General features: G+C 55.2%; 11 protein-coding genes. 2 read left to right on the plus strand and 9 right to left on the minus strand.

The genetic code is table 11. The annotated features are described in order from the left end of the window. The first annotated feature begins 2 nt into the window (after positions 1-2). Positions 3-4,565: an efflux RND transporter permease subunit gene (locus tag IEX60_RS20095; protein WP_188753203.1), complete on the plus strand. Its 4,563-nt coding sequence runs from the start codon at positions 3-5 to the stop codon at positions 4,563-4,565. A 7-nt stretch (positions 4,566-4,572) separates the two neighbouring features. Here IEX60_RS20095 and IEX60_RS20100 read toward each other — a convergent pair whose 3' ends face one another. Continuing rightward, positions 4,573-5,829: an alpha/beta hydrolase family protein gene (locus tag IEX60_RS20100; protein ID WP_188753204.1), complete on the minus strand. Its 1,257-nt coding sequence runs from the start codon at positions 5,827-5,829 to the stop codon at positions 4,573-4,575. A 21-nt stretch (positions 5,830-5,850) separates the two neighbouring features. Beyond that, on the minus strand, positions 5,851-6,141 hold the full coding sequence (locus IEX60_RS20105; protein WP_188753205.1) for a Smr/MutS family protein: 291 nt from the start codon (positions 6,139-6,141) through the stop codon (positions 5,851-5,853). 217 nt (positions 6,142-6,358) lie between these two features. On the opposite strand from IEX60_RS20105, the gene IEX60_RS20110 reads away from it, so the two are divergent. Next, positions 6,359-7,645: an ATP-binding protein gene (locus tag IEX60_RS20110; protein WP_188753206.1), complete on the plus strand. Its 1,287-nt coding sequence runs from the start codon at positions 6,359-6,361 to the stop codon at positions 7,643-7,645. 59 nt (positions 7,646-7,704) lie between these two features. Here the strand turns inward: IEX60_RS20110 and IEX60_RS20115 are convergent, their stop codons facing one another. The 7 genes from IEX60_RS20115 to IEX60_RS20145 form a co-directional block, all read right to left on the minus strand. Continuing rightward, positions 7,705-9,195, minus strand: a complete 1,491-nt coding sequence (locus tag IEX60_RS20115; RefSeq protein WP_188753207.1) for a sialate O-acetylesterase — start codon at positions 9,193-9,195, stop codon at positions 7,705-7,707. Then, positions 9,192-10,688, minus strand: coding sequence for a hypothetical protein (locus IEX60_RS20120; protein ID WP_188753208.1), 1,497 nt, complete (start codon positions 10,686-10,688; stop codon positions 9,192-9,194). The genes IEX60_RS20115 and IEX60_RS20120 overlap by 4 nt, the downstream gene beginning before the upstream one ends. A 25-nt stretch (positions 10,689-10,713) precedes the next feature. Further along, positions 10,714-11,670, minus strand: a complete 957-nt coding sequence (locus tag IEX60_RS20125) for a hypothetical protein (protein ID WP_188753209.1) — start codon at positions 11,668-11,670, stop codon at positions 10,714-10,716. Between the two features lie 4 nt (positions 11,671-11,674). Further along, on the minus strand, positions 11,675-13,177 hold the full coding sequence (locus tag IEX60_RS20130) for a RagB/SusD family nutrient uptake outer membrane protein (protein ID WP_188753210.1): 1,503 nt from the start codon (positions 13,175-13,177) through the stop codon (positions 11,675-11,677). A gap of 14 nt (positions 13,178-13,191) precedes the next feature. Further along, positions 13,192-16,617: a SusC/RagA family TonB-linked outer membrane protein gene (locus tag IEX60_RS20135; RefSeq protein ID WP_229717668.1), complete on the minus strand. Its 3,426-nt coding sequence runs from the start codon at positions 16,615-16,617 to the stop codon at positions 13,192-13,194. 161 nt (positions 16,618-16,778) lie between these two features. Next, positions 16,779-17,915 carry a FecR family protein gene (locus IEX60_RS20140; protein ID WP_188753211.1) on the minus strand — a complete coding sequence of 379 codons (1,137 nt, stop codon included), beginning with the start codon at positions 17,913-17,915 and terminating at the stop codon, positions 16,779-16,781. 54 nt (positions 17,916-17,969) lie between these two features. Then, positions 17,970-18,560: an RNA polymerase sigma factor gene (locus IEX60_RS20145; protein ID WP_188753212.1), complete on the minus strand. Its 591-nt coding sequence runs from the start codon at positions 18,558-18,560 to the stop codon at positions 17,970-17,972. Positions 18,561-18,723 lie beyond the last annotated feature (163 nt).

The raw sequence follows: 18,723 nt of genomic DNA on the forward strand, positions 1-18,723 counted from the left end.
CGATGTTACAAAAATTTATCGAACGGCCGGTACTGTCGACCGTTATATCCATCCTATTGATTATACTCGGCGCTATTTCAGCGCTTACACTGCCCATCTCCCAATTCCCGGATATCGCACCGCCCACGGTCGTGGTAACGGCATCCTACCCCGGGGCCAATGCCGAAGCCGTGGCCCGCTCGGTGGCCACGCCCATCGAGGAGGCGGTAAACGGCGTGGAAAACATGACCTACATGACCTCCAACTCCAGCAACGACGGGAGCATGACACTGACCGTGTTTTTCAAACAGGGAACCGACCCGGATATCGCGGCCGTAAACGTGCAGAACCGGGTGTCCAAAGCGAGCAACAAAATTCCGCAGGAGGTGATCCAGGCGGGCATATCGACACAGAAGCAGCAAAACAGTTTCCTGATGTTCGTGGCGCTCACCAGCAAGGACAGCCAGTATGACGAGGCATTCATCCAGAATTACCTCAAGATCAATGTTATCCCGCAGATGCAGCGGATACCGGGCGTGGCGGAGGTACAGCCCTTCGGCGGGCGGGAATACGCGATGCGCATCTGGCTGAAGCCAGACCGGCTCGTGGCGTACAACCTGTCGCCTCAGGACGTCATGCGCGCCATTACCGACCAGAACGTGGAAGCATCACCCGGAAGGCTGGGACAAAGCAGCCCCGAAATGTTTGAATACGTGCTGAAATACAAGGGCAAGCTCAGCCAGAACGAAGACTACGAGAACATCATCATCACGGCAACAAACGAGGGGCAGCTCATCCACCTGAAAGACGTGGCCCGGGTGTCGTTCGGTTCGTTCTCCTATGCGGCCAACAGCCGCCTGAACGGGGGCGCCACCTCGGGCATCGCCCTCCTGCAAACCGCCGGCTCCAACGCCAACGAGATCCTCATCGAAGCGAAACGGCAGATCGATGTGCTCTCGGAAACGCTGCCAAAGGGCATCGAGCCGGTCGTCATGTTCAACGCGAAGGATTTCCTGGATGAATCCATCAGCCAGGTAAACCATACGCTCATCGAGGCTTTTCTCCTGGTTTTCCTGGTGGTGTTCATTTTCCTGCAGGACTTCCGCTCCACGCTCATCCCGGCCATCGCGGTGCCCGTCGCCATCATCGGCACGTTTTTCTTCATGCAGCTTTTCGGATTCAGCATCAACCTGCTTACGCTGTTTGCCCTGGTGCTGGCCATTGGCATCGTGGTAGACGACGCAATCGTGGTGGTGGAGGCCGTCCATTCGAAAATGGAACGGACGGGCCTCTCCCCCGGGGACGCCACCCGGGAGTCGATGAAAGAAATATCGGGGGCCATTGTATCCATCACGCTGGTGATGGTGGCCGTATTCGTACCGGTCACCTTCATGCAGGGGCCGGCCGGCGTGTTTTATACACAGTTTGCCTTTACACTGGCCGTGGCCATCGGCATTTCGGCACTAAACGCGCTCACACTCAGCCCGGCATTATGTGCCCTATTCCTGAAAAACCCGCATGCGGAGGGTGCGGAATCCGGCAGCAACGGCGGGTTCCTGAAACGGTTCTTCAAGGCGTTCAACGTGGCCTTTACGGCCATCACCAACAAGTACCTGAAATCCCTGCAACTGCTGATGCGCCGCAAATGGGTGGTGGTATCGGGCCTGGCGCTGGTAACCGCCGTGACCGTGCTGATGATCCAGCGCACCCCCACGGGATTCATCCCCACGGAAGACCAGGGTTTCGTGCTGTACGCGGTCAATACGCCGCCGGGCAGCTCCCTGGCCCGGACGGAACGGGCGATGAAACAGATCGAGGAAATCGTGGCCAACGAGCCTTTTACGCTGAACCACTACCAAGTGGATGGCCTGAACTTCATCTCAAACGCCAATGCAGCTCCCTATGGCGCGGGATTCATCCGCACGAAGCCGAAAGACCAGCGCGGCCCAGTCAAAGACTATGAGGCCATCGCGGCAAGCCTTACCCAAAAGGTGGCGGCCGAGGTAAAGGGTGCACAGGCCGTGTTCTTTACCTTCCCCACGGTATCCGGATTCGGCAACGTGGACGGCTTCGAATTCATGCTGCAGGATCGCGGCAACGGATCGCTGGAAAAGCTGGACGCCACGGCAAAGGAGTTTATCGGCGCACTATTCAAAAGGAAGGAAATTGCCTTTGCCTTTACGACGTTTGCGGCCAACAACCCGCAGTACGAACTGGTGGTCGACGAAGAAAAGGCCAAGCAGCTGGGCGTCAACGTAAGCGACCTGCTGCAAACCGTGCAGATCTATTTCGGGAGCAGCTTCGTCTCGGACTTCAACCGCTTCGGGAAATTCTACCGGGTGATTGCACAAGCCGATGCCCCCTACCGCGCCAGCGCTTCGTCCCTCAACGAGATTTATGTCAAAAATACCGAAGGCGGCATGGTGGCGGCCAATACGATGGTGACACTGAACCGCGTATACGGCCCCGAAACGGTAACCCGGAATAACCTGTACAACGCGGTGACCATCAACGGCAAGCCCAATGTGGGATACAGCACGGGCGACGCCATCATAGCCATCGAAGAGACGGCCCGCGAAGTGCTGCCGCGCAACTTCGCCTACGAATGGACGGGCATGACCCGCGAAGAGAAAAGTGCAGGCTCCCAGCTCACCCTCATCTTCATCATGAGCCTGGTATTCGTCTTCTTCCTGCTGGCGGCGCAGTACGAAAGTTACATCCTCCCGCTGGCGGTGGTCATTACCATACCCCTGGGGATATTCGGCGTCATGCTGTTCATCAACCTGATGGGCATCGAAAATAACATCTATGTGCAGGTGGCCATGATCATGCTGATCGGGTTGCTGGCGAAAAATGCCATCCTCATCGTGGAGTATGCCCTGCAGCGGCGAAAGTCAGGCATGGGGCTTATCGAATCGGCACTGGAAGCTTCCCGCCTGCGGCTCCGTCCCATACTGATGACTTCCTTCGCTTTCATCGTGGGGATGATCCCGTTGTTGCGTGCCACCGGCGGATCTGCCCAGGGCAACCATTCCATCGGCGCAGGCGCCGTGGGAGGCATGCTGACGGGCGTGGCACTGGGCATATTCGTCATCCCCGTGCTCTTCGTGATTTTCCAATACCTGCAGGAACGGGTGAGTGCCAAGCGGGAAGGCAAATTGGCCATCCAACCGGCCGTACTCCTGCTGGCGGTATCGGCTTTTGCCTACGCTTGCAGCACCGGCAGGGAAACCACGCGCCCCGATGGGGCTTTGCCGGCATTCCGGACGGTGGCCACTCCGTCTGCCGATGCTCAGGCGGATGACTCCACCAGCATCGCCCAGCTGGAATGGAAACAGTTTTTTACCGACCCGGCCCTGCAGGAAATCGTCGACAGCGTATTGACCCGCAACTACGATATGCAGGTGGCCTTGAATACGATTACGCTGAACGAGGCATACCTCAAACAGGCCAAAGCCGCCTGGCTGCCCACGGTGCAGGCCGACCTATCGGCCAATACGTCGCGGCCATCGGAAAACAGCCTGAATGGCCTAAGCCTCGGCAGTTTTATAAGGACCAACCACATCGAAGACTACACGGCAGCCCTGGGAGTGAGCTGGGAGGTGGATGTATGGGGCAAAATACGGCAGCAGAAACAGGCTTCCCTCGCGGCTTACCTGCAAAGCACCGAAGCGGTAAAGTCCCTCCAGACCCGCTTGATTACCGCGTCGGCCTCTGCCTACTACACGCTGCTGATGCTGCACGAGCAACTGGGGATTACCCGGCGCAATATCGCGCTGAGTGATAGCACGCTGCGTGCCATCCGCCTCCAATACAATGCAGGCCAGGCCTCCATCCTGGCGGTGCAGCAGGCCGAGGTGCAGCTGGAGAAAACGAAAGCATGGATCCCCAAACTTGAGCAGGCGCTCCTCATGCAGGAAAATGCCCTGAGCATCCTGATGGCCGCCGAACCGCGGGATATCAAGACCGGAACCCCGTTGCACGGCTTCGCGGTGCCGGAACAGTTTGCCATCGGCGTACCTGCGGCCATGGTGAGCCGCCGCCCGGATGTCAAAGAAAGCGAATATGTACTCGACATTGCCAATGCGCAGGTGGGAATTGCGCAGGCCAACCGTTACCCGGCTTTGCGCATCACGGCTGCCGGTGGGCTGAATGCGTTTCAGGCAAGCAACTGGCTTGTCATGCCCGCCTCGTTGTTTGGCAACCTGGCCGGAAACGTGATGCAGCCCGTATTCAACGGCCGTAAACTGAAAACACAGTTTGAAGCGGCCAAGATACAGCGGGAGAATGCCGTAATCCGCTTTAGGCAAACGGTGCTGAACGCCGTAGGTGAGGTATCGGATGCCCTGGCACAGCTCGACAAGCTGAAGGAGCAGATCGAAATCACCCAATCGCAGAGAGACAAGCTCGAAAAGGCCATTCCCAATGCACAGCTGCTTTTCACCAATGGAATGGCGTCTTACCTGGAGGTGATTACCGCCCAGCAAAACGCGTTGCAAAGCGAATTGGAGCTGGCCGACCTGAAACGCCAGCAGGTCGAAGCCTACGTGTTGCTATACAGGAGCCTAGGCGGTGGGGTGGATTGAGTGGCCTTCAAAAATGCTGATCCGCAAAATCCAGAAAGCGCAACCAATCGTACCGCGTCACATCGTGTACACCTTCGCGTATGTGGTAGCCGATGTCGTTCATGACCGGCTCATGGATGCCGGGCATTTCGTCAGAATCCAGCCCTCTGAGGCCATATAACCGGTACACCGGGCTGGCATGGTAGGCCGCCAGGTACTCCCCTTTGGGGTCTGCCCAGCGGTCTTCCACGGCACTGGCTACATAGACCGCCCGGGGTGCCATCAGTGCGATCAATTGGTGCTGATCGATCGGCCGCTCCTGCTCCTTACCCCGGTATTGGTTAAAAGCAGGGCAGAACCAGGCCGGCTGGATGCTGCTCACCCGCTCGATGCTCTCTCCATATTCCCGGCGCGACAGCGCTGCGCCGCCTTCGCCGGAGTCGTTGGAAATCACAATTTTAAAACGTGTATCCTGTGCACCCGCCCACAATGCGGCTTTGCCCTGCCGGGAGTGGCCCATGATGGCAATTTTGCCGGTATCGATGCGCGGTTCGGTGGCGAGGTAATCAACGATACGGCTCGAACCCCACGCCCATGCCCCGATGGCCTGCCATTCATCCGATGCCTCCGGCCCTTTGCCATACCCCTTGAACAAGGATACCACGCTGTGGTCCTTGAAGCCGGGTTTATCCGGAAAGATGTCGTGGTAACATAGAGTGGCCACCGCATAACCACGGCCGATGATGTCATCGTAAGACCACCGGCTGGCTTGGCCACCGCGCTGCCAATCCGGGTGCCCCGGCTCCCTCACCAGGGCGAAGTTTTTGGAATACAGAATCGTGCTATCGCTGAGGGTACTGTGATTGCCCTTGTAATTATAACCTACAAACACCGGAACCTTACCCGTACTGCCGTTCGGAATGAGCAAAAGCAACAGGGCCTCCAGTTCTTTTTCACCGTTGCTGAAAATAAATTTTACCTGCTTGCTGGTCGCTTTGCCCCCCAAAGCAGACGGATTTTCGGTCAGCAGTTCATAGCGTACCGTAATTCCGGCATCGTCCGGCGTACGGCCATACATCTGCGAAGCGAAAAGCTCCAGCAATTCCGGTCGCCGCAATTCTTCCCATTGCCTTGCCGACGCGATGGTCTTTCCTTTGGAAGTGACCAGCAGTTCAGGCAATACATAATCCGGCACTTTTGACTCCTCGTAGTTGGCATCTTGCTGGGCTTGCAATGAACAGCTGACCAACAAGGCAAGAAATAGGACGGTTACATTCGTTTGCATGGATAATAATCTTTTAAAGGCCTAATATCGAATAATCACATTCACCACTGCGGGATTGAAAAAAGAAGGCTCGAACGATTCAATAAGGCCGTTTTTCTGGTAAACGCGCAGTTCATGGTACACACGCTCGCGCAGCGTACCTGTGCCGTGGCCATGGATGAAACGAATTTCCCGCTGCCCCCGCTCAATGGCTTGGTCCAGTGCCGCGCGCATACGGTCAAGGCTCAGCCGTACCCTATCTTCGTTGCTGAGACCCGAGGTGTTGCGCATAAACGCACTGAGATGCAGATCCACTGCCTGAACAGCCGCCATGATACAAAGGTAGAGAATGCAGGCAACATTCACCTAAAATTGGCCTGGGTGTAAGCACAAAAACGCACATCAAAACCTTTCATACACGTAAATTCGCTTGCTTTACCGAGGTAACCTCAACAAAACTCCTACATAAAAATGTATTATATAACAAAAACTCGTACATAAAAATGTAATCATACCCATTATTTCATACGAGTTTAGGTAACTTTGCCTAATGGAACGTGATCTCTATGCCGATTTGAAAAACTGGAAAGCCCGTGCTAACCGCAAACCACTCATCATAAGAGGAGCCCGCCAAGTTGGAAAAACATGGCTGATGCGCGAATTTGGACGTAACGAGTATAAACAGGTGGCTTACGTAAATATGGAAAGTAATCCACTCATGAAAAACTTATTCTCAGCAGATTTCGATATTCCCCGGATCTTACTGGGGCTTCAAATTGAGACTGGAATAGCCATAACCTCCGATACCTTGCTGATATTGGATGAAATACAGGAAGTGCCCGAGGCCATTACCTCACTTAAGTATTTCCAAGAAAACGCTCCGGAATATGATATCCTCTGTGCAGGGTCCCTTTTGGGCGTTGCACTTAACCGCCACACTTCATTCCCGGTTGGGAAAGTCGAATTCCTGGATTTGCTCCCGCTTACCTTTATTGAATTTCTGGCAGCAATAGGTGAAGCACCACTGACGCAATTACTGCACAACAAAGACTGGGCGCTCATTAACAGCTTTGCGCCCCGATTTACGGAACGGTTGCGCCAATACTATTACGTAGGCGGTATGCCAGAGGCCGTCAGCGCATTTGCGGAAAACCAAAACTTCGAGGAGGTCAGAGCGATTCAAAAACGCATCCTGACAGCATATGAACAAGATTTCTCCAAACACGCTCCGCATGAAATCGTACCACGTATCCGCATGTTATGGAACTCCATCCCGGCACAACTGGCAAAGGAAAACAGAAAGTTTATATATGGTATCATCCGGCAAGGTGCCCGCGCAAAGGATTATGAACTAGCCATGGCGTGGTTGAAAGATTGTGGACTGGTGCATCAAGTACATAACGTGACCAAACCGGCTATCCCACTGAAAGCGTACGAAGATTTCAATGCCTTTAAACTTTTTATGGTGGACGTGGGGCTACTCGGTGCCATGACCGACCTGGATATGCGCACATTGCTGGAAGGCAACACTGTCTTCCAGGAATTCAAAGGCGCGTTGACAGAACAATATGTGTTGCAGCAACTCACTGCGCGAAACGATATCCAAACGTATTACTGGTCGCCTGATAATTCGCGGGTAGAGATCGATTTTTTGATCCAGTACCAACGCGAAGTAATCCCGTTGGAGGTGAAGGCAGAAGAAAATCTCCAGGCGAAAAGTCTACGTGTATATTGTGAAAAATATAAACCCAAGCGGGCTCTCCGTGCATCCATGAGCAATTACCGCGAAGAAAGCTGGATGATTAACCTGCCGTTGTTTGCATTGACTACGCTGTGATGCAAATCCATTTCCGGTGCATATTTTGCCGTGCCTTGCCCGTTAAACCCCGGCAGAGCCTACGGCTCTTCCGTAGGCTCCACCCAATCATAGGTCTTAAAAACACTCACCGGTAAACCGCCCTTGCCCCGAAGGTTGGTGGTGTGCGTATAACTCCAGCCCAGTCGGGCAAAAGCAGGCTCCGGCACGGCAGCGGCGGTAAGCCGGACGGTATGGCCACTGATCTCGGCTGTCGCCGGATGGAAAATGCGATCGGCGCCTGCCACTTCAAAATAGGTGGGAGATGTGCCATCGGCAGTTTCCAGCCCCGCTCCGGCGTAGCTGAAATCCACTTCCAGCACACGGCCGTTGATGCGGAGGCCTGCATAAATGGGCGACCTGGGCTGGCCTGCCTTTCCATACTTTTCCTCCAACGCCAAAAATGCAAAGCGCTTGCCTACGTCCTGTTTGTTCCGGGGGTGGATGTTATGAATGTCGCCGATGTCGTCATTGCAGATCACCCCACTGTTAGCGATCAGCTTGCTGGCCTGCTGCTGCGCGAACCGCATGGCTGGGTTGGCATAGGGAACCCGGTAGTCAAATGCCCGCTCATAGGGGCATATCTGGGCAATGTAAAACGGAAAGTCAGCGGCTTCGGCTTTCCACAGCTTACGCCAGCTGGCAGCCAGCGTGGCCAACAATTCCGGGTACGTACCGGGAGCATCCATATTGGATTCCCCCTGATACCAGATGGCTCCGGCCACCGGAATGTCCCGCAATGGGTAGATCATCGCATGGAAGGCCGATCCGATGCGGTAGGGTGCCTGGGCGTCTGCCCGGGGCGTGGCATCCTGCTTAAGTGCCTGCTCACGGATGGCATCATTGGCCAATACAGCGTCCCGCTCTGCCCACACTTCAGCGGTGGTATCTCCCCAACTGGCGTTGATCAGCCCCACCGGTACCTGCAGTGCCTCTACGAGTTGCTTACCGAAGAAATAGGCCACCGCACTGAACCACTCCAGCGAACCGGCTGTGCAGGGCTGCCACCTGGCAGACAGCGAAGCCACGGGTGCCGACGCCTGTTCCTGTGGCACATGCAGCAGCCGGATGGGCAGGCTGGCATTGGCGCCGATCATCTCGGAAAGCCCGCCTTCGGCATCTTTTAGTGGCCACCACATATTGGACTGGCCACTGCACACCCATACCTCACCCACAAGGATATTGTCAAACGTAAACGTCTGTTTGCCCGACACGGTAACCTGTTGGGCATCAAAACCGCCCTCAGGTGTGGTCACCGTATACTGCCAGCTACCATCCGCCGATACCTGCACCCGGCCCGGCTTCCCTTCCCAACTGCAGGAAATCTCGACATATTGACCCGCGGTGCCGGTTCCCGAAATCGTAAACGGCTTGTTTTGCTGCATGACCATGTGTGCCTGAAGGGTAGGGCTCACCGTCAGTTTTTCGGAAAGCCCGCCGTTCCCTCCCTCGGGAACGGCAGGTTCTCCCTTGCCCGAACAACCCACGGCACAGCACAACAGCAGCGCAATCAAAAAGTCTATCCGTTTCATGGCAGGGTGGTTATCAACACGAACGTATGGCCCGGAAGCGTAATTGTACGGGACTGGCCACTGCCGAGTTGGATGGTTTCTACGCTTTCCGGAACCGCAAAGCCTTTGGCATCCACCGGGCCCTCAAAGGCGGCTCCCTGCCCGGCAGTAAACCGGTATACCTTTGCGTTGCTGAGCGTCATCTGCTCGTCTGCCTTCAGTTGCAGGGTATATGCCGCAGCATGCGAGTTGGCAATGGCGATGGTATAGGCTCCTGATTTCTCAGCAGCGATGGCCTGAAGTCCTTTTTTCTCGGGAATTGATACCTGCAACAGGTTTGACCCCGCCGGAAAATAACGGCACAGCAACGACATGGGGTAAAACCAGGGCCGGATCGCTTCATCGGCTGCCCCGCCAAAACGCTCTTCGCCCAGGATGTTCCAGAAGCCCCACCGTTTCAGTTCATCGCGCTGGTCTTCATACATCGCATCGTCCATGTTCCAGAGGATAATGCCGTTGTAGCCGGCCAGCATGTTCTGGATCACGGCATCAGCCACGTCCACCCCGTAAAAAGCATCGTAAACCATCATGTTCGAGTCATCGCCCGCATAGGGATCTTCCGCGATACGGGCCAGGTTTTTAGCACCCAGTGCTGAGTTGGGGTTGTACTTGAAACCCAGCTCGCCCATGATCATGGGTTTACCGGCCGGAGCCACACCCCGGTAAGCCTCGATCACGCTGCGGTAGCTGCCTCCCTTTACCTGGTCGTCTGTGGGATAGGAGTGGATGTCATAGGCACCGATGCGGTCGCCGAAATGCGCGGCCGGGCGGGTAATCCAATCGGAAAGGCTGGTGTCATTCCAAATGGCAACATCGGGAGCGATAACCGTGATTCGGCCCGACAGTCCCTTCTGTTCCATCAGGGAAAAGATCTGATCGTAAGTTTGCTGCCACAGATCGTAGTTGCCACCGATAGACGACCAGTCGCCCGCAGGCTCGTTGCACATGTTATAATATTTCAGGCAGGTATAACCTTTCACGTCAAGCAGGTATTTCAGGAAGTCGGTAGACCGGTTCAGCCAGTCGGTATCCACGCTGCCATCTTCCAGGGCGCGTTCGCCCCATTCCCCGTACATCACCTGTATGCCCTGGTCCTGGCAGAAATCGAGTATCCGGAAAAGCACACCGGCACTTTTCTCGGGGTGATAAGCCCCATCTGTCAGGTAATTCCATCCCTGGGAGGCCATAATGCGTACCAGCCCCGGTTTGAGGAAAGATACGCGCTCGCGCAGGGTAGCCCAATCGGCCTCCGTGAACGTGGCATTGCCCGTCCAGCGCTCGATGTTGTCGTATCCGCCCCATTGCGGGCCGATGCCTTCGAAAGGCAGGTTGGTAACCGGTGTGGTCTTCACCACGATGTCGTTGTCGATATTTTTGGGTTCAAGCCGGACGTCCTGGCAGGCAGACGATACGCCTGCCAGCATCAATCCGAGTAAACAGCCCTGTAGTTTCATGAGTTTCTTAATTTGTGTGAATAGTTTATTGATCAGCCACCTTGGTTACCTGCACCCAGTATTTCTTTGCATTTTCGACAAAACGCTCCCGGTCTTTGTAGATATCTATCCAGACGTAAGATGGCGTCAGTTCGAATACGAAAGCATGGTCAGGTAACGTAAGCTGGTTGTTGTAGTCGTCCAGCTTTTCGGTTCCGCTGCCCACAAACCGGCCCGTAGATACGGTGCTGCCTCCCGAGAACGTAACGGTACCCTGACGGGAGTTGCGCTTCCAAGTACCTTCGCCCACGGGAATCTGGCGGTACTTCGAATTGACATCGATGGGGGTACGTGCCCCATCCGGATCGTCGATGAAAATAAAGTCGGCATACCGCTCATCGGGCCCGGCATGATTGATAACCTTGCCATAGGCATCGCCTTCCTCGGTAATACCTTCCAGCGTAAACGTGAGGGTATTGTCGTATTCGGCTGCCGGTCCGGTACCGTCCTGTTTCCAGTTCCATGCCCGTTCGGCCATATCCGGATAGGCAGCGGACCCCCCGTATTCCGGCCATGCGCCACCGTATACCGATAAGGTGGTGATTTGCCAGGTGCCTACCAATTCATCGGTAAACGGAACGTACTGGATGGTCCACACGCGCGTTTTACCGGATTTGGACGTTACCTCCAGCTGGGCGGTATGGTTACCGTCGAAAATGAGTTCATCGCCCTCGGACACTTCCGACTGCGCACCGTAGGAAAGTTCCAGGCTTTTGATGATCAGCCGGTTGGCGTCGCCTGCCGTCGCGTTATACATAAACGATACGGACCCTTCGTTCTGCTCATCGCGTTGGATCGTTGCGGTGCCCACCTGATTTTCAAACACGATATCGATGATGGCCCGCTCGTGGTTCCACTGTTGGTCACGTACATCCTGCATGATGTCCCGCTTGCAACCGGCCAGCAGCAGCAGGCAATACGTATATAAAAGATACTTGTTCATTTGTTTAGTTTCTTGGAATACTCGGATTGAGATCTATTTCTTTCTGCGGAAGGGGGTAAAACGCGGCCTGCGCTTCCGAAATACCCGATGCTGCGGCACGGGGATCGGCCTCGGTAACCCTCGCTTTGCGCCGCAGATCATGCAGGTGCTTGCCCTCAAAGGCGAGCTCAAAAGCCCGCTCGGCAAACACGGCCTCCCGGAACTGCGCAACGCCAAGGCCCTGCGGCAATCCGTCAAGACCTGCGCGCTGCCGGATGGCATCTACCCATTGGTACCCTTCGGCCGTTGGCCCCACAGCCTCCGCAAACGTGAGGGCGATGTCCGAAAACCGGATGAGGAAAGGGCGGGTGCTGGATTTGACGCCCACGAAATCGGGGTCCACGTACTTGCGCGTGAGGTAGTAGTCATTGTCCTCCCATGCCGACCCGTCGGCCTTCGTATAATAACGTTTGGCCATGAGCTGGCTTTTGCGCTGATCGCCGTCGGCAAAGCTGTTGGCAAACAGGTCGGTCGTGACGAATACCCCCCACCCCATGTTGGTTGCCTGTGTGTAAGTTCCGTCCGGGTTGGGAAACCATAGGCTCCCCCCGTTTTTATAGGGGATGAACATCTTGTCGATGGAGGAAAAATTACCCTCGTTGATACCGGATTTATCCATTGACATAATAAAAATATGCTCCGGTCCTTCGGGCTTCCGCGTATCGTAGATGCTCAGCAGATCGGGCGACAGGCCGTACTCCGACTGGTCGTAAAGCACTTTGCGGCTCCAATAGGCGGCGCTGTCATACATAAGCGTGACGTCACGTTGCATGTCGCGGTACAGGCTCACCTGGCTTTCTTTAGACGAGGCAATACTCAGGTACGCTTTGGCCAGCAGCGCCTGCGCGGCAACCTGGTCAGCCCGGCCCACAATACGCTGTACCGGCAACTGTTCTACGGCAATGCGGAGGTCGGCGATGATGAAGTCATACAGCTCGTCCATATTGGCGGCCAGCGGCGCGGCCGTTTGCGATGCCGCCGTTATGGTCTCCTTATGCAGCGGCACCAGTCCAAAGGTTTGTGCCAGGTAGTAGTAGTTCCAGGCGCGGAGAAAATGGGCTTCGCCCAGCACGCGCGACTTGAAATCGTCGGGCAGGTTGCTGGCCGTGATGTTGTCGATCACGGCATTGGCGCGGTTGATGGCAATATAGCCGTATTTATAAAAAAGCTCCAGCTGTTCGTTTTCACCGAACAGTTGGTAGTCCCAACGGTTGATCTCCTGCGAGCCGAACCCTTCTTCGCCTTTGACGTCGCAGGTCTCCGTGGCCAGTTCGTGGATGTAGAAAATGGCACGTACATACTCGTTGTACGAGAAGGTATTATATGCATAGTACAGGGCCGACTCGGCATCTTCCACGGTACGGTAAAAATTGTCTTCGGAATAAAACCCGTACGGTTCTTCCTCCAGGCTGCATCCGCTGAGGCAAAGGCCCAGTGACAGCATCAATATATACAGGTATTTGCTCATGATTCGATTACGTGTTAGAGGGTGAAATCTATTCCAAATGTGAAAGTCCGCAGCTTCGGATACCCCCCACTGTACCGCCCATTAAGCGGCACCTCGGGGTCGTACCCCTCAAAAGAAGTAAACGTAAACAGGTTTTCCGCATTCACCGAAAGCCGCGCCTGCTGGATCCACGATGCATGGGGGAAACGCAGGGTGTATCCGAGGTTGACATTTTGGATACGCAGGAAACTTCCGTCTTTGACAAACCAGTCTGAGGTGTAATACAACCGGCCCTGCCGCGCACTGGGATACTGCTGGGTGGGGTTATCGGGTGTCCAACGCAGCGGCACATACCGAGCGGAGTTGTACATGCCGCTCCAAAGCACGTCGTTGCCAAACACACCGTTGAGGAATACACTCGCGTCAAAATTCTTGTAGCGCGACCGCAGGTTGAGGCTTGCCAGGAAGTCGGGATTGGGATCACCGATAACGGTACGGTCCCGCGTGTCAAACACACCGTCCTGGCTCAGATCCATATACCGGTATTCACCTGCCCCCGCTTCCGCCCCCAGCAGCCCGGCGGCGGCGCCCTCCTCGGCTGATTGCAGGATGCCGTTTACGCGGTAGCCATAGAATACGTTGACCGGTAGCCCCACGGCCAGGATGTTGGGCGACGGCTCCCTAAAAGGATCTACCCCGTTGCCGTAGTACTCGTACTGCACACCCGAAAGGTAGTCGGTATTCAGCCCCGACGTAATGGCGTCGCCAAGGCTCACCACTTTATTTACATTACGCGAAAAGATAAACGTGCCGGAAAAATCCCAGTCGCGCGTGCGGGCAATGTCTGCATCCACCGTCAGTTCCACACCGCGGTTGGCAATCTCTCCATCGTTTACCCACATGCGGTCGTACCCCGAACTGAGGGCAAGGTACCGCTCCCGCAACAGATCGAACGTATGCTTGTCGTAGTAGTCGGCCGTAAGCCGCAACCGGTTCCGTAGGAAAGAAACGTCAAGCCCCAGGTTGTACTGTGCGGTGGTTTCCCATTTCAGGTCGCGGTTGGGGATGCCACCCCATTCTTTGTACCGGCCGCCCACGCCGGTGAAACCGATGACATAGCCGGGGCCGATGGCGGTATTCCAGGCACCGTCGGTAAAGAACGTTTCGATGCCATAACGGCTGAGGGTCTGGTAAGGGGAAATGCCCTGGTTGCCGGATATCCCGTAGCTGGCACGGAGCTTTAGCTCGTCAAAAATGCCAAGGTCTTTGATAAAGTCTTCTTCGTGCAGTTTCCAGCTGAGCGCGCCTGAGGGGAAATAGGCCCACTTATGGTTGGCGCTGAATTTGGAGGAACCGTCGGCACGCAGGGTTAAGGTGAGCAGGTACCGGTTTTTATAGGCATAGTTCATACGGCCGAAAAACGACAGCAGCTTGGTCAGCGTCTGCCCGTTGGTATGCCGATTAAGCTCGGGGGTACCCGATGCCATGTTTTCGTTGTTCAGGGCTCCGTTTTTGAAATTGTAGGATTCCAGCGCGGAGGAGCGCGCCAACGAATATTCATACGAATGGCCCAGCATGGCGGTCAGTGCGTGGTCGCCGCCAAAGGTCCTGTCGTATGTCAGGTATGTATCTGCGGTATATACCTGCCCCATCCAGTTGTCCAGAAATGCTGCTCCCTTGTTGTTGGTACCGGTTTCGGTATATACATCGGGTTCGTACCGGTCTGTGATGGATGCGCCGTATTTATAATTGAACTGCGACCGCAGGTTCAGTCCGTCGACCACATCCAGGTCAAGGAGCCAGGACGAAATGAAATCCGTACCCTTGTTGATGTTCTTCCGGTGCTCGGTCCATGCGAGGGGATGCTCGTAGTCGGTAGCACCGGCCAGGAAGTAACCTCCCTCGTCGTTGTATACCGGCCACAACGGATTGCGCCAGTAAGGAAGCCCGCTGTTGGCGGTCCGGGTATCGCGCGAGAGGTTGTTGAAGGCACTCACCGTAAGCCGTTTGCTGATTTCGTGTTTGATGTTCAGGTTCAGGATCTGTTTGTTGTAGGCATCTTTGATGTACACGCCGTCCTGTGCGAAGTTGTTGGCACTGAGGTTGAATGAGGTCTTGTCATTGGCATTGGCCAGCGAAACGGTGGTGGTATTCGTGAGGGCGTTGTCCCTGAAAACCACGTCTGCCCAATCGGTGAAATGGGGCCAGGTGCCGTCCTGTATTTCACGCACCGAAGGATAGTAGATGCCCGTAGAATTGACGGCTCCGACGTAGAGCGGGGGCATGCTTCCATTGATTTTTGCTTCGTTGTCCAGTTGGGCCATGAGGGCGGGATCCGTCCATTGGATGATGTCAGACGCAAACTGTGACAACGTAGTCTGGTGCTTGGCATTGACTTCTGTTTTGCCGGCAGCGGCTTTGCGCGTGGTGACCATGATCACGCCATTGGCGCCGCGCGAGCCGTAAATGGAGGATGCCGACGCATCTTTCATCACTTCGATCGATACGATATCCGCAGGGTTGATCTGCTTGAGGTTACCCGCATCGCCAAGGGGAAATCCGTCTACCACCAGCAAAGGTGCATTGGATCCGCGCAGTGAACTGCCCCCACGTATGCGTACCGTGGTACCCGCACCGGGGTCCTGCGAGGTCTTGACAATCTGCAGGCCCGATGCACGCCCCTGCAAAAGGTTCTCGATGGAGTTGGCGGGAATATCCTTGAAATCCTGTGTCTGTACGGAGGCAACCGATCCGGTGAGGTCTTTTTTCTTGACAGCTCCATAGCCCACGACGACTACTTCCTCCAGGTCGCTCACCGTGGCCCGCAACACGACGTCCAGGGTGGCCAGCCCCGCGAGGGAATATTCCCGGGATTCAAACCCCACCATCCGAAAGGATACCTGCTGGCCTTCCGCAGGCACGGTGATGACATACGCCCCGTTTTCATCGGAAGTCGTTGCGACCGTCGTACCGGGTATGCTGACCGTCACGCCTACAAGGGGTTGCCCATTTTCATCGGTAATCCGGCCGCGCAGCGGCTGTTGCTGTATTTCGGTGGCTCCTGCATTTTCTGCCGCTCGATGGCCGAACGCACGGTTGTCTTTAGCCTTGATCAGGATGTTGGTATGCGCTACCGTATAGGTAAGGGCGAGCGGTGTCAGAACCTGATTCAGGAAGTCCTTCAGCGGCATGTTGGTTGCTTCAATCGTAACCGGCTCCGCTGCGTGGACCAGCCGGTCGTTATACATCACCCAATATCCGGTCTGCTTTTCGATCGCCGCAAATACGTCTTCTATCGGCTGCCGTTTGGCATGCAACGTAATGGTTTGCGACAGGGAAGTAGCACTTACGTGCAGAAATCCGAGGAGTACGAACAGCGTGGTTATCCGCATCACAAGTAATAATTGGTTGAGCGCTGTGGGAATTTTCAGGCCACAGCGGGACATTACATAATTTATCATTAAATTTGTTTGTTTGGATAGTTTATAATCCGGTTTCAATACAAAGCTTTATCGGCATATCCGAACATCGCGAGGAGGTGGTTGCAACACTTCCTCGTTCTGTTTTGAGCAGTGGTAATTTTTATTCCTTCATATTTTTACCTCCTTGGTCTAAACATTGGTTATTGATAAGTCAGCCCCTCGATGATCAGATGCCGTCCCTCCAAACGGTATTTGATGCCCGAACCGGACAGAAAGTCCAGTACATTGCCTAAGCTGACATTCCGTTCCATCTTTCCTGAAAAAGTTTCTCCCGGCAGGCTGGCTTCGTACCTTACGTCGATGTTGTACCAACGGCTCAGCTGATTCATCACCTCCCGGATTTCCGTTTGCCGGAAATGGAAAAAGCCGCTTTTCCACGCGATGAAGGGGGCCGTATCGACCGCTACCACCGCCAGTTGTGACTGCTGGAAAACCGACTGCTGCCCCGGCTGTAGCACAACCGCCGGCTGCTGCCCTGTATACACGGCAACTTTGACTGAGCCGTCTACCAGGGTAGTCTTCGTATCGGTATCTTCGGGATAGGCGCAGATATTGAATTGCGTACCCAGCACCGATACCTCCTGCCCTTTGCTCTTCACTTTAAAAGGCATATGTTGGAGGCTTTTTACCTCGAAATAGGCCTCGCCCTCCAGCTCTACCAGGCGCTCCCGGCCATCAAAACGGGCTGGGTACTTCAGGGTGGTGCCCGAATTGAGCCACACCTGGCTGCCGTCGGGCAGGGTAATTTGGTAGGTACCGCCCCGGGGGGTGGTCAGCTGCAATAATTCGTTGCCGGTACCCGTATTGGCAGACCTGTCCAGCACCGCGGTCCCATCGCTGTAGGTAATGCCATCGGCCACCACAATGCCAGACTGCGCCTCGCTTAGGTCAATCGTGCGCCCATCTGCCAGCATCAGTGTGGCGCGGTTGCCGCCGGGATGGATCGCATAGGCGTTCTCCGCAACGACCTGCGGATGTGCCTCCCGTTCGCTGACGAAGAACCACGTACCCGCAAGCACCGCAATCAGCACGGCAGCGGCATAGGGGAGCCAACGCACCAGTCTCCGCTTGCCTGCGCCGACGGGGCGCCTGCGTTGAATACCCGCCCACAGCGTACGGCGCACGTATGCCCTGGCCTCGGGCTGGTGTTCCAGGTTGCCATGATCGGGGCCGTGAATGGTGTCGTACCACTGTTCCACTTGCCGCCGCTCTTCGGGCGTTGCCGTGCCATCGTTGTACCGTTGGATGAGCCGTTGTATGTCTTTCAGATTGGCCATATACCTACTTATCCGGCATCGGTCAAAAAAGTACTAGGCTACAATGAATTTTTTTTAAACGGCTTGTTGCATCCACAGGGTGGTGCCCGCCATGATGAGGGAAAGACCGTAGCCCGTGAAGCGGTCGCGCAGCCGGTTCGTGGCGGTATGCAGCTGATTTTTGACGGTCTGTTCCGACAGGTTCAGCCGCTCGGCAATCTCCCGGATGCTCAGTCCTTCGTCATGCCGGAGCTGGTAGATTTGCCGCATACGCTCGGGAAGTGCACCGATCTCATCGGCAAGGATAGCCCGGAGTTCCTTGGTGAGCAGTTGCTGCTGCGGATCAATACCGGTCGCTGCATCATCGGCGGCATGTTGCAGGGCGTAGCGCAGTCTGACTTCATCTTTTTCAAACAGCTTGAGTACCTTGTTGCGCAATACAGCATATAGATAGGGTTGAAGGTGTTCCTGCTCGGATAGCTTGCCCAGGTTGTCCCAACAGGTGATAAACACCTCCTGTACCAGGTCCTTGGCGGTTTCCGCCGAATCGACCCTGCGGCATGCATGTCGGTACAGCTCTTCCCAATACTGGCCGAAAATCCAATGGAAAGCTTTACGCGGGTCTGTCCGTGCCAATTGGAGGATGTCTTTATCGGTTACCTTCATTGCAAGCGATAAAAGTACAGTTTTTCACCAAGAGCGGTACATTCCCAAGCCGAAAATTACGGTACCCGGGTGTATATACCCAAAAAGAGGCTGTCTCAAAAGTAATTTCTTGAGGCAGCCTTTTTGTTTCTGCAAGTTTGTTATTCCGGCGTTTTCCACAATA

Source organism: Parapedobacter defluvii (assembly GCF_014642075.1).
GTDB classification, from domain to species: domain Bacteria; phylum Bacteroidota; class Bacteroidia; order Sphingobacteriales; family Sphingobacteriaceae; genus Parapedobacter; species Parapedobacter defluvii.